Origin of the sequence: Sphingopyxis sp. Root1497 (genome assembly GCF_001427085.1) — a bacterium.
GTDB lineage: Bacteria > Pseudomonadota > Alphaproteobacteria > Sphingomonadales > Sphingomonadaceae > Sphingopyxis.
The window spans coordinates 580,610-592,846 of record NZ_LMGF01000003.1 but is presented as its reverse complement, the minus strand read 5'-3'; the positions used below and the strand labels follow the sequence as shown (position 1 = coordinate 592,846).

Below are 12,237 nucleotides of genomic sequence, written 5' to 3'. Positions count from 1 at the left end.
CATTTGACCATCATCCCCCGCCCCGACAGCTTCGCCGCAAGCTGAGGGGAGAGAAATATGGGCTGGAGCAACTGGTCGGGCAGCGTCGCCGGGCCCGTCGCCGCCACCCGCCCGCAAAGCGAGGACGAACTCGCAAGTCTTGTCCGCACCGCCACGAAGGTCCGCGCCACCGGCGCCGGCCACCGCTTCATGCCGCTCTGCGCAAGCGACGAACTGATCCTCAATCTCGATGCGCTTCCGGGCCGGATCGCCATCGCCCCCGACCGCGAGACCGCGCGCATCCCGGCGGGCTGGAGTATCAAGCGGTTGACCGCCGCGCTGTGGGACGATGGTCTCGCGCTCGCCAACCAGGGCGACTTCAATCCGCAGTCGCTCGCGGGCGCGATGGCGACCGGCACCCACGGCACGGGGGTCGATCTCGGCAATCTGTCGACGATGGCACGCGGTTTCCGCCTGATTGGCGCCGATGGCGAAGCGCGTTGGTGTGATACCGGCACCGACGCCGACCTGTTTCAAGCGCAGCGCCTGTCGCTCGGCATGTTCGGCATCGCGACCGAGATCGAGGCCGCCGTCGTCCCCGCCTTTCATCTCGCCGAACGCATCGAGAAACGCCGTTGGGACGAGGTGCGCGAAAGCTATGACGACCTCGCGGCGCAGCACCGTCATATCGAGTTCTGGCTCTTCCCTCACGCCGACCATGTGATCCTCAAGACGCTTGCCCCTGCGATCCCTGCGACCCGCCGCCGAGCACCACCGACATGGAGCAGACCGCGTTCCGCCGCGTGCTCGACGTGGCGGAACGCGTGCCTTTCCTCACCCCCTGGCTCCAGCGCGGGATGATGAAGACCGGCTTCGACGGCCGCCGTCGCGGTCCGGCGCACAGCATCTTCCCCTCGGACCGCACGCTCCGCTTTGAGGAGATGGAATATGAAATGCCGCAGGCCGCCGGGCTCGATGCGCTGGTCGAGGTCGTGGACTGGATCCGCAAGAAACGGTTGCCAGTCACCTTCCCCTTCGAATATCGCACCGTCGCCGCCGACGATATCTGGATGAGTCCGATGAACGCTGGACCAGTCGCCGCGATCTTAATGCACCAATATGCCATGATGCCTTGGCAGAAGCTGTTCGTCGATGCCGAGGCGATCTTTCGTGCCCATGGCGGTCGTCCGCACCGGGCCAAGCGCCACACTCTGGCGCGCGGCGACGTCGACAGCCTCTATCCGATGGCTGAACGTTACCGCGCCGTCCGCCGTGCAGCCGATCCGCACGGTAAATTCCTCAACCCGCATCTGGAAACCCGGTTCGCATGACCGACGATTTGACCCTTCACGCACACCTCATCGGCCGGCAGGGCAGCCGAGCCGACCTCAACACTCCGGTCCTCGTCCTCGACGTCGACGCGCTCGACCGCAATATCGCCGCGATGGCCAGCCTGGCTGCGTCGCATGGCGTCGGCCTCCGTCCCCACGCCAAGACGCACAAAAGCGTCGATATCGCCAAGCGCCAGCTCGCAGCGGGCGCGGCCGGTGTCTGCTGCGCCAAGATCGGCGAGGCCGAGGTGCTCGCCGCGGGCGGCATTACGGGCCTGTTGATCACCTCGCCCGTCGCGGCACCGCGCGCGATCGAACGGCTCGCGGCACTGGCGAAGAGCGCGGCGGGGCTGATGGCGGTCGTCGATCACCCCGCCGTCGCAGGCCGGATCGATGCGGCGCTCGCTACCAGCCTCGATGTCGTCATCGACATCGACCCCGGCATCGCACGCACCGGCGTCGCTTCGCCCGAGGCTGCGGTGGCGCTCGCCGAAGCGATCGCGGCCCTCCCGAACCTGCGCTACCGCGGCGTCCAATATTACTGCGGGTCGCAGCAGCATATCGAAGGCTTTGCCGACCGCCGCGCCGCGATTGAGGATCGCACCGCTTACCTGCGAACCGTCATCGCCGCGCTGGCCCACGCTGGCTTCCCGCCCGAAATCGTCACCGGATCGGGCACCGGGACCCATCGCATCGACCTCGATCTTGCGATCTTCACCGAATTGCAGGCGGGCAGCTATGTCTTCATGGACAAGCAATATCTCGACTGCGACCTCACCGGCGACGGCACCGTCCCTTTCGAAACGTCGCTGGGTGTCGACGCCCGCGTCGTCAGCGCCAATCATTCGGGACTCGTCACCATCGACGCCGGTTATAAAGCCTTGTCCACGGACGGCGGTGTCGCGGTCGTCCGGCGCGGCGCGCCGGAAACCGCTTTTTTCGCCTTCATGGGCGACGAACATGCCGCGCTGATCGCACCCGGCATCGGCGAAACGCTTGCGCCCGGCGATCCGGTCACGCTCACCGTGCCGCACTGCGACCCGACGGTGAACCTCTACGACCACTATCATGTCGTCGCGGACGAGACCCTGGTCGCGATCTGGCCGGTCAGCGCAAGGGGCAGGGCGCGGTGACATGATGGGCCCTCCCGCGGGCAGGAGGGGGAACACGCACCCCACCGCAACCATACTTCCCTTTCGCCCGCGCACGCTTTAGAGGCTGCTCACGATGGTCGCCGACAGTCCGCCCAATTTCCGCTTGCGCCTGCGCCGCGACAGCAATGCCGTTTTCGGCTGGTTTCGTACCATGTGGGCGCGCCGCTGGTTCCGCTGGCTCGGCTATCTGGCGTTTGTCGGCCTGCTCGGCCTCTTCCTCGTCTGGCTGATTTTCGCGCGGGACCTGCCGTCGGTCGACCAGTTGCGCGATTACGAACCCCCGCTGCCGACGATGGTTCGCGATGCCGAGGGCACGCCGGTGCACAGCTACGCCCGCGAACGCCGCGTCCAGCTCGACTATAGCGAATATCCGCAGCTTCTCGTCCGTGCCTTTCTTGCCGCCGAGGACCGGACCTTCTTCAGCCATGGCGGCATCGACTATCCGGGCATCGCTACCGCGATCGTCACCAACATGACGAACAGCGGTCGGCCGGTCGGCGCCTCGACGATCACCCAGCAGGTCGCCAAGAACCTGCTCTTGAGCAACGAGCTCAGCTATCGGCGCAAGATTCGCGAACTGATCCTCGCGCGCCGCATCGAGGGCGCGCTGAGCAAGGAACAGATCCTCGAACTATACCTCAACGAAATCCCACTCGGCCGTCGCAGCTTCGGTGTCCAGGCGGCGGCGCGCGCCTATTTCGACAAGGATGTCGACCAACTCGCGCTCCACGAAATGGCTTTCCTCGCGATCCTGCCCAAGGCGCCCGAAAAATACGGCCGGTCGCGCTTCGCCGCTGAGGGGCTGGCACGGCGCAATTTTGTGCTCGGCGAAATGTTCCGCAACGAATGGATCACCGCCGCGCAGCGCGATGCCGCGCGCGCGATGCCGCTGGGTCTCAGCGAAACGGGCAATCGTGCGATCGCGCAGGTCGGCGGCTATTATATGGAAGAAACCCGGCGCCAGCTGATGGCCCAATTCGGCGAGACCGCCGAGGATGGGCCGCACAGCGTCTATGCCGGCGGCCTCTGGGTGCGCACCGCCTATAACGGCAAGATGCAGGCGGCGGCGACCAGCGCGCTGCGCAAGGGCCTGATTCGTTACGACGCGGGCAAGGGCTGGTCGGGACCGATCGCGACGATCGAGGCCGACGACCAGTGGCAAAGCCGCCTCGCCTCCAGCTTCATCGGCATCGATTATGACGGCTGGCGGATCGCCGCGGTGCTCTCGAAAAGCGCTGCCGCAGCACGCATCGGTTTCGCCGACGGCACGACGGGCACCCTGCCGGCGGGCGCTGCGGCCCTCGGTTATCGCAAGACCGGCGGCAGCGCCTTCTCGGCGATGCGCCCGGGCGACATGATCGCGGTCAAGGCAACGGGCAATGGCGTCTATGGCCTGCGCAACATTCCCGAAGTATCGGGCGGGATGATCGTCGAAAGCCCGCATTCGGGCCGCATCTATGCGATGCAGGGCGGCTTCGACGTCCGCCTTTCGCCGTTTAACCGCGCGACGCAGGCCGAACGCCAGCCGGGATCGACGATCAAGCCCTTCGTCTATGCCGCCGCGCTCGACAATGGCATGACCCCCGCGACGATGATCGTCGACGGGTCTTTCTGTGTCTATCAGGGCGCGCGCTTCGGTAACAAATGCTTCCGCAACTTCGGCGGCGCGGGTGGTTCGGGCGAGCATACGATGCGCTGGGGACTCGAACAGTCGCGCAACCTGATGACAGTGCGCACCGCGAGCCAGGTCGGTATGGAACCGATCGTCGAAACGATTCAGACGATGGGTATCGGCAAGCACGAACCCTATCTTTCGACCGCGCTCGGTGCCGGCTCGACGACGGTCGAAAAGATCACCAACGCCTATGCGATGCTCGCCAACCACGGTCGCGAACTCAAGCCGCGCGTGATCGACTATGTCCAGGACCGCCGCGGCAAGGTGATCTTCCCCACCAATTGGAAGGCGTGCGAGGGCTGCAACAAAAAGGACTGGGACGGCCGTCCGATGCCGCGCTTCGCCAAGTCGGGCAAGCAGCTGATGGATCCGCTTACCGCCTATCAGGTCGTCCATATGCTCGAAGGCGTCGTCCAGCGCGGCACCGCGGTGCGCCTGCGCGACCTCGGCGTGCCCCTGTTCGGCAAGACCGGCACCACTTCGGGGCCCAAGGACGTCTGGTTCGTCGGCGGGTCGCCCGACGTCATCGCCGGCGTCTACATCGGCTACGACCAGCCGCGCGACATGGGCGGCTATGCTCAGGGCGGCAGCCTCGCCGCGCCGATCTTCAAGGATTTCGCGCTCGTCGCGCTCGACGACCGCCAACCGATCCCCTTCACCGCGCCCAGGGGCATCCGCATGGTGCGCATCGACCGCCAGTCGGGCCGCCGCGTATATGGCAGCTGGCCGGGCACTGACCCCAAGGCGTCGATCATCTGGGAGGCTTTCAAGCCTGAAAGCGAACCGCGGCGGACGATCCGCGAAGAGGAAATCAAGCCTGCCAAGGCCGCCAAGCGGCAGGATGCGCCGGTCAGCGAGGGCAGGGGCGGGCGCAGCGACAGTGACTTCCTGGAGGATCGCGGCGGCATCATCTGACGCGCCACGCCTTCTTCCCCTTCGGCTCGACAGGCCGTAAGGGCGTGACCAACATATTTTCAGGAGCAAGGACATGCGCGCCGAAGCGCAGGATCATATCGACAAGATCGGCGCCGCCTTGGCGTTGCTGCGCCGCTTTCTCGACTGGGATCGCGCGGTGCGGCGGCTCGACGAGCTCAACGCCAAGGTCGAGGACCCGACCCTGTGGAACGATCCGCGTGCCGCGCAGGACGTGATGCGCGAACGCCGCCGCCTCGACGAGGCGATCACCGCGACGCGCGCGATCGAGACCGAATGCGCCGACACCGCCGAACTGATCGAACTCGCCGAAATGGAGGGCGATGAGGCGATGGTCGACGAGGCGGTCGCGAGCCTTGCGACGCTCGCCGCGCGCGCCGAGGAAGACAAGATTCGGGCACTACTCGCGGGCGAAGCCGACGCCAACGACGCCTATATCGAGGTTCACGCCGGCGCCGGCGGCACCGAGAGCCAGGACTGGGCCGAAATGCTCCAGCGCATGTACAGCCGCTGGGCCGAAAAGCGCGGGTTCAAGGTCGAACTCGTCGAATATCAGGCGGGCGAACAGGCCGGCATCAAATCGGCGACGATGCTGGTCAAGGGCGAGAATGCCTATGGCTATTCGAAGACCGAAAGCGGCGTCCACCGCCTCGTCCGCATCTCGCCCTACGACAGCTCGGCGCGGCGCCACACTAGCTTTTCGTCGGTGTGGGTCTATCCGGTGATCGACGACAATATCGACATCGAGATCAACGAGGGCGACCTCAAGATCGATACCTATCGCGCTTCGGGGGCGGGCGGCCAGCACGTCAACACCACCGATTCGGCGGTGCGCATCACCCACATCCCGACCGGCATCGTCGTCGCGTCGCAGAACGACCGTTCGCAGCACAAGAACCGCGCGACCGCGATGGGCATGCTCAAGGCGCGCATGTACGAGGCGGAACTGCAGAAGCGCGAAGCCGCGGCGTCGGGCGAATATCAAGCCAAGACCGAAATCGGCTGGGGCCACCAGATCCGCTCCTACGTCCTCCAGCCCTATCAGCTGGTGAAGGACCTCCGCACCGGCGTCACATCGACCGCCCCCGGCGACGTGCTCGACGGCGCGCTCGACCCGTTCATGGCCGCCGCCCTGTCGCAGAAGGTGACCGGCGAAAAGGTCGAGGTCGAGGATATCGATTGATGATCCGCGGCGCCGCCCTGCTCGCCGCGCTGGTGGTGCTGCCGCTGCTCGGCAGCTGCGACGCGCCGTGGGAGGGCGATAGCGACCGCACCGAGACCGCCCGCGACTTCCCGCCCGCCGACCGCCCGGTCGCGCCGACCGTTTCGACCAAATGGTCGACCGAAGAGGCACGCGACCGGCTCAACGAGGCTGAGGATGTGATGGATTCGGCCGACGTTCGTCCCGGCATGACCGTCGCTGACATCGGCGCCGGCGACGGCTATTACACCGTCCGCCTCGCCCAGCGCGTCGGTGCCGGCGGGCGCGTGCTGGCGCAGGACATCATGCCCGAGGTGATCGAGCGCCTCGCCGATCGTATCGCGCGCGAACGGCTCGAAAATGTCTCGATCAAGCTCGGCGCGGTCGACGATCCGCGCCTCCCCGCCGCCAGCTTCGACCGCGTCTTCATGGTCCATATGTATCACGAGATCGGCGAGCCCTACGCCTTCCTGTGGCGGCTCCGCCCGGCGCTGCGCGCGGGCGGACAGGTGCTCGTCGTCGATGGCGACCGCCCGATCGCCGACCATGGTACGCCGTTCCGCCTGCTCGTCTGCGAATTCGAGGCGGTGGGTTACAAGCTGCTGTCCTACGACGACAAGCAGCATGCGGGTGGCTATCTCGCCCGCTTCGTCCCCGACGGCAGGCGGCCGGCGCCCGAAGATATCAAGGTGTGCGAGAATCTCTAATAGACGAGCAATCGGTCGCCTTCGCCGATGTCGCGCAGAAAGCTGACAAGCCCCGCCGCCTTGGCCTGCGACACCATCTCCTCCGCGGTCAGTCCGACCAGCGCCATCCCCGACTGGCACACGAACAGTCTGACCTCCATCGCCGCCGCCTCGCCGATCATCCACGCGAGCTCCGGCAGGCCCGCTGCCTTGCGCGCGGGGTCGCCAGCCACGGACACCGGCTCGCGCAGCAAGGTCACGGCTTCGCCCTGCAGGAAGATGCGGGCGGGCGATCCCAGCGCGGCCGCTGCCATCGCGGTCTCGAGCGCACCATAAAACCGCTGATCGTCACCCCCCGCGACGATGATGCTCAGCCCCGGCATGTCGGGCACCCTGGATCCTTCGCAACGCCGACCTCGCGCCAGCGCCGCTCGAGCATGTCGAGGATCGCCAGCCTTCCCGTCAGGCTCGACCCCCAGCCGGTCAGCGCGCGCACCGCCTCCAGAGCGGCCATCGTCCCGACCATGCCTGCAAGCCCGCCCATCACCCCGGTCTCGGCGCAATTGATCCCCTCGCGGTCGGGGTCGGCGCCGACGAGGCATTGGTAGCAGGGCGCATCCGCACGCCACCCCTCGTAGAGCGCGACCTGCCCCTCGAACGCCCCGATCGCCGCCGACAGCAACGGGACCTGCAGCGTCACGGCTGCGCGATTGACCGCGAGCCGCGTGTCGAAATTGTCGCAACCGTCGAGGATCAGGCTCGCCCCCGCGAGCAGCGCTTCGGCATTGCCGTCCTCGAGCCTCAGCACGGCCGGCACCGCTTTGACATGCGGATTGATCCGCCGCGCGGCCGCCACGGCGACCTCGGCCTTGGACGAACCGATATCGGCGTCGGTAAACAAAGGCTGCCGCTGCAAATTCGACAGCTCGACGATATCATGATCGATGATCGTCAGCCTGCCGACCCCCGCCGCCGCCAGATAGGTGATTGCCGGACAGCCGATCCCGCCCGCGCCAATCACCGCGACATGGGCAGCCTTCAGCTTCGCCTGACCCGCCCCGCCGAACTGCGGCAGGATGATCTGGCGGGCATAGCGATCGAGTTCGGCGTCGGAGAGCAATTACTCCCCCGGCCGCCGCAGCTTGATTCCCGACAGCGATCCGACATTGTCGGGGATATTGTCGTCGACCGGCTCGTCGTCGCTCGCGGCGTTCTCGCTCGCCACGCCGGTCGATCCAAACCCGCCCGCGCCGCGCGCGGTCTCGTCGAGGCTCTCGACCTCGGCAAAGCTCGCGCGCTGCACCGGCGCGGGCACCAGCTGCGCGATGCGGTCGCCGCGTTTCACGTCGAAATTCTCGTCGCCGAGGTTCGCCAGGATCACCTTCACCTCGCCGCGATAGTCGCTGTCGATCGTGCCGGGCGTGTTGAGGCAGGTGATGCCATGCTTGAGCGCCAGCCCCGAACGCGGCCGCACCTGCACCTCATAGCCTGCGGGGATCGCCATCGCGAAACCCGTCGCGACGGCATGGCGCGTGCCGGGGCGGATCGTCAGCGATTCGGCCGCGACGACGTCCATGCCGGCCGCGCCGTCGGACGCATAGGCGGGCAGGGGCAGGCCGCCGCCATTGGGCAGGCGCTGGATCCGGATTTCAATCGGGCTGGCGGGGGACACGCGCATCGAGCTCATCGGCGATCTTTTCCATCAATTTGCGGGCGACGGCGTCCTTGGGAAGCCGGTCCCAGCTGTCTACGCCCGATTTGCTAACGATATGCACGCGATTCGTCTCGCCCCCCATCGGGTCGGCGGCGACATCGTTGGCGACGATCCAGTCGCACCCCTTGCGCGCCAGCTTGGCCTGCGCATGCGCCAGCACGTCGTTGGTCTCGGCGGCGAAACCGACGAGCAAGGGCGGGCGCTGCGCGCTCTTCGCGACCCCCGCCAATATGTCCGGATTCTCGGCGAGCGCGAGCGGCGGCACCGCGCCGCTGCCGTCTTTCTTGATCTTCTGCGCGGACGTGTCGGCGGCGCGCCAGTCGGCGACCGCGGCGACCATGATCGCGGCTTCGACGGGCAGGCCTGCCTCGACCTCGGCCGCCATCTCGCGCGCGGTCTCGACATCGACGCGGACCACCCCGGGCGGGGTCGGCAATTCGACCGGTCCGGCGATCAGCAACACGTCGGCGCCGGCCTCGGCGGCGGCGGCGGCGATCGCAAAACCCTGCTTCCCGCTCGACCGGTTGGCGATATAGCGGACGGGATCGATCGGTTCGTGCGTCGGCCCGGCGGTGATCAGGATGCGGCGCCCGTAGAGCGGGCGGTGATTGGCGGGCGCGAAATCGGGTTGGCCGGTGAGCGAGGCCACCGCAGGCGCATTGGCTAGCGCGGTCTCGATCGCTGCAAAGATCGCCGCCGGTTCGGGCAGCCGCCCCGGCCCATATTCGCCGCACGCCATCGCGCCCTCGTCGGGCTCCATCACCGTGACGCCGTCGCCGCGCAGCGTCTCGACGTTACGCTGCGTCGCGGCGTGCCGCCACATGCGCACATTCATCGCGGGCGCCGCCAGCACCCGCTTGTCCGTCGCCAGCAGCAGGGTTGTTGCCAGGTCGTCGGCGATCCCATTGGCCATCTTCGCCATCAAATCGGCGGTGGCGGGGGCGACGACGACCAGATCGGCCTCGCGGCTCAGCTGGATATGCCCCATCTCGACCTCGTCCTTCAGGTCGAAGAGGCTGGTATAGACCTTGTTCTCGCTGAGTGCCGCGAGCGTCAGCGGCGTCACGAACTGCTCGCCCGCGCGCGTGATGACGCAGCGTACGGTCAAGCGGGCCTTGCGGAGCAGGCGGACGAGTTCGATCGATTTATAGGCTGCGATGCCGCCGCCGATGATCAGGAGAATACGGGAAGCCGTCATCGCTTTTTCCATTGTCCCCAGATATGCCCATCGGCCCGTCAGTTCAAGCGAGCCTCCGGAACCGCCCTAGGTCATGGCGCGCGGCGCGGAAAGTCCGGATCGCAGCAGGGAGCGCCCCAGCGCGGCGAGCGCGGCGGGTGCAAAGACCAGCCCGATATAGATCGTCGGCACCACCAGCATCGCCCAATAGAAATTGTTCGAGCGCGCGAACAGCATGAGCAGCAGCGCGTAGATCAGCTGTACGCCGAGCACCGCCAGCGCGAGCCGCGAACGCCAAGCCGCCCAGCCGAGCAGCGCGAGCGGCACCAGCAATGCGGTGGTCCACGCCGGAAAAAAGCGAAAGCCGGACATGAGGTGGACGAAGGACAGATAGGACGCCCAGCCACCGAAGCCGTTCCAGCCCGGGCTGGCGATGTCGCCCGGATTCGCGACGGCACTCACCGCAAACATGTGCAACACCAGAATGAGAAGGAAGACCAGGCCGGCCGCCAGCCACGCCGCGACCGCACGCCAGTCGCGGTCGAACAGGGCAAAGCATCCGAACAATATCGCCACCGGCAGCGCGGTTTCGCGAATCGCGACCGCGACTGCGAGAACCGCCATCGCTGCCCATGGGCGCGCGGGTTGGTACAGCGCGAGGGTCAGCGCGATCAGCACGCCAGCGGCGGCCTCGTGGATCAGCGTCCATTCCAGCACGACGAGATAGGAAATATTGGCGAGGATGAAAATGGGAGCGATGCGTGCATAACCGGGCAGGTCGGGTTCGGCGATCAGCCGTTTTCGCCACGCGATCACCGCCGCGAAGCCAATCGCCGAGACGAAGATCACCCCGCCCTGTCCGCCCAGGGCGGCAAAAATCCACGCCAGCGTGGGCAGGCGCACGGTGAAGAAAGGCTTGGTTGGATAATGATTGGCGCGATGCTCCGCCGCGGCGGCGGCATAATAGGACTCACCATCGGCGACGCGCTCGAAGATGCGTGAATAAAGCGCATGGTCGCCGACCAGCCCGTCGGCTTGCATCGCGTTCTTACCCGCGGGCTCGATCCGGTCATCGCCCGCCCCGCTCGCCACGCCGTACAGCATCAGGAAGGCGAGAAGCGCGAGCACCGCCGCCGCCAGCGGCCGCGAGGCGCCGGAAAATCGGTTCCAATCCCGCGAGGGCGGCGCTGCGACCGTCATTTGCGCCACGTCAGCGCCGACGACATGGCGAAGTTCCAGATCGCGCCGACCAGCACCCCCGCGACCCCGGCGATCCACCAACGCTCGTCCTGCCCCGCCATCCAGGTGCCGATGCCGATATTGGCGACGGCGCCAAGCGCCGAAATCGCGTAAAAGCTGGCGAGTCCGCCCAGCATCGCCCAGCCCTTGAGCTTGCGGTCGGCATAGGTGAAGCTGTTGTTGAGGAAGAAGTTGAAGGCGATCGCGGTCATCACCGCGCCCGTCTGCGCTGTGATAAAGGCATCGCCCGCGCTGAGCAGCGCGCCGAGGATCGCAAGGTGGACGAACACGCCCAGCCCGCCGACCATCAGGAATTTGATCAGGCGCACCGGCACGAAACGCCCGACCGTCTTGTCGGCGATCAGTTCGGCATATTCGGCGATGACGCGCATGCCGATCTTGCTTTCGCCCGCTTCGCGAGTGCGGAAATGGTACGGTATTTCGGCAACGCGCAGCGCCGTCGGCGACGAGGCGAGAATATCGATCAATATCTTGAAACCGATGCCCGACAATCGCGGCAGCGCGCGTTCGAAGGCGTCACGGCGGACCGCGAAAAATCCGCTCATCGGATCGCTGACGTCGGTGCCGAGCGCGATCTGCCCGGCGCGCGTGGCCAGCCGGCTCATGCGGACCCGACCCTTGTCCCAATCGCCCGTTCCACCGCCCGCGACATAGCGGGTGCCAACGGCGATATCGGTGTCGCCCGTCATCAACGCATCGATCAGCCGAGGCAATGTGCTTTCATCGTGCTGAAGGTCGCCGTCCATCACCGCGATTACCGGCGCGGCGGTGGCAAGCATGCCTTCGATGACCGCCGATGACAGTCCGCGCCGTCCGACACGCTGGACGATGCGAACATGGCGCGCCGTGCGGCCGATCCGGCGCACCAGATCGCTTGTCCCGTCGGACGAATTGTCGTCGACGAAGAGTATTTCCCAGCCGCGCCCGGCCAGCACGATCGACAGTTTTTCGATCAGCCGTTCGACATTGGCGGCTTCATTGAGCGTCGGGACGACAACCGCGACCTCGAGCGGCAGCGTATCCACGGGCAGAATCGGGTCGGCGGTGATCGTGTCGTAGCGCATGAAGTCTCGATTTTGCCCGAAAAGGTGGCCCGGGGTTGGTCGAGGTCTGCTCTAGGGAAACAG

General features: G+C 66.7%; 11 protein-coding genes and 1 pseudogene. 6 read left to right on the top strand and 6 right to left on the bottom strand.

The window, feature by feature from the left end; translation table 11 throughout:
* The first annotated feature begins 57 nt into the window (after positions 1-57).
* From ASD67_RS23915 to ASD67_RS06285, 6 genes are all read left to right on the top strand, one after another.
* On the top strand, positions 58-840 hold the full coding sequence (locus ASD67_RS23915; RefSeq protein ID WP_327197004.1) for an FAD-binding protein: 783 nt from the start codon (positions 58-60) through the stop codon (positions 838-840).
* Complete coding sequence (locus ASD67_RS23910; RefSeq protein ID WP_327197003.1) at positions 804-1,310, top strand: D-arabinono-1,4-lactone oxidase; 507 nt, start codon at positions 804-806, stop codon at positions 1,308-1,310. Before ASD67_RS23915 ends, ASD67_RS23910 begins: the two co-directional genes overlap by 37 nt.
* Positions 1,307-2,443, top strand: a complete 1,137-nt coding sequence (locus ASD67_RS06300; protein WP_056344862.1) for a DSD1 family PLP-dependent enzyme — start codon at positions 1,307-1,309, stop codon at positions 2,441-2,443. The genes ASD67_RS23910 and ASD67_RS06300 overlap by 4 nt, the downstream gene beginning before the upstream one ends.
* Before the next feature lie 94 nt (positions 2,444-2,537).
* On the top strand, positions 2,538-5,054 hold the full coding sequence (locus ASD67_RS06295; RefSeq protein WP_056344859.1) for a penicillin-binding protein 1A: 2,517 nt from the start codon (positions 2,538-2,540) through the stop codon (positions 5,052-5,054).
* 73 nt (positions 5,055-5,127) lie between these two features.
* A complete protein-coding gene (gene prfB, locus ASD67_RS06290; RefSeq protein WP_056344856.1) occupies positions 5,128-6,255 on the top strand; it encodes a peptide chain release factor 2 in 1,128 nt (375 codons plus the stop codon).
* Entirely contained in the window at positions 6,255-6,980 is a 726-nt protein-coding gene (locus tag ASD67_RS06285; protein WP_056344853.1) for a class I SAM-dependent methyltransferase, read from the top strand. The genes prfB and ASD67_RS06285 overlap by 1 nt, the downstream gene beginning before the upstream one ends.
* Here ASD67_RS06285 and ASD67_RS06280 read toward each other — a convergent pair.
* The 6 genes and pseudogenes from ASD67_RS06280 to ASD67_RS06255 form a co-directional block, all read right to left on the bottom strand.
* Complete coding sequence (locus tag ASD67_RS06280; protein WP_056347093.1) at positions 6,977-7,342, bottom strand: DsrE family protein; 366 nt, start codon at positions 7,340-7,342, stop codon at positions 6,977-6,979. The genes ASD67_RS06285 and ASD67_RS06280 overlap by 4 nt on opposite strands.
* Entirely contained in the window at positions 7,330-8,079 is a 750-nt protein-coding gene (locus tag ASD67_RS06275) for a HesA/MoeB/ThiF family protein (RefSeq protein WP_056344850.1), read from the bottom strand. The genes ASD67_RS06280 and ASD67_RS06275 overlap by 13 nt, the downstream gene beginning before the upstream one ends.
* 102 nt (positions 8,080-8,181) lie before the next feature.
* Positions 8,182-8,637: pseudogene (dut, locus tag ASD67_RS06270) on the bottom strand (dUTP diphosphatase); the annotation flags it as partial.
* On the bottom strand, positions 8,609-9,871 hold the full coding sequence (gene coaBC, locus ASD67_RS06265) for a bifunctional phosphopantothenoylcysteine decarboxylase/phosphopantothenate--cysteine ligase CoaBC (protein ID WP_056344848.1): 1,263 nt from the start codon (positions 9,869-9,871) through the stop codon (positions 8,609-8,611). The gene coaBC and the pseudogene dut, both read right to left, overlap by 29 nt.
* Positions 9,872-9,937: 66 nt before the next feature.
* A complete protein-coding gene (locus ASD67_RS06260) occupies positions 9,938-11,050 on the bottom strand; it encodes a hypothetical protein (protein WP_056344845.1) in 1,113 nt (370 codons plus the stop codon).
* Positions 11,047-12,174 carry a glycosyltransferase gene (locus ASD67_RS06255; protein ID WP_056344842.1) on the bottom strand — a complete coding sequence of 376 codons (1,128 nt, stop codon included), beginning with the start codon at positions 12,172-12,174 and terminating at the stop codon, positions 11,047-11,049. Before ASD67_RS06255 ends, ASD67_RS06260 begins: the two co-directional genes overlap by 4 nt.
* Positions 12,175-12,237 lie beyond the last annotated feature (63 nt).

What these genes read in the sequence shown, in the direction of transcription:
- ASD67_RS23915 (WP_327197004.1), top strand. Translation starts at nt 58, where the DNA reads ATGGGCTGGAGCAACTGGTCGGGCAGCGTCGCCGGGCCCGTCGCCGCC.
- ASD67_RS06300 (WP_056344862.1), top strand. Translation starts at nt 1,307, where the DNA reads ATGACCGACGATTTGACCCTTCACGCACACCTCATCGGCCGGCAGGGC.
- ASD67_RS06295 (WP_056344859.1), top strand. Translation starts at nt 2,538, where the DNA reads ATGGTCGCCGACAGTCCGCCCAATTTCCGCTTGCGCCTGCGCCGCGAC.
- prfB (WP_056344856.1), top strand. Translation starts at nt 5,128, where the DNA reads ATGCGCGCCGAAGCGCAGGATCATATCGACAAGATCGGCGCCGCCTTG.
- ASD67_RS06285 (WP_056344853.1), top strand. Translation starts at nt 6,255, where the DNA reads ATGATCCGCGGCGCCGCCCTGCTCGCCGCGCTGGTGGTGCTGCCGCTG.
- ASD67_RS06280 (WP_056347093.1), bottom strand. Translation starts at nt 7,342, where the DNA reads ATGCCGGGGCTGAGCATCATCGTCGCGGGGGGTGACGATCAGCGGTTT.
- coaBC (WP_056344848.1), bottom strand. Translation starts at nt 9,871, where the DNA reads ATGACGGCTTCCCGTATTCTCCTGATCATCGGCGGCGGCATCGCAGCC.
- ASD67_RS06260 (WP_056344845.1), bottom strand. Translation starts at nt 11,050, where the DNA reads ATGACGGTCGCAGCGCCGCCCTCGCGGGATTGGAACCGATTTTCCGGC.
- ASD67_RS06255 (WP_056344842.1), bottom strand. Translation starts at nt 12,174, where the DNA reads ATGCGCTACGACACGATCACCGCCGACCCGATTCTGCCCGTGGATACG.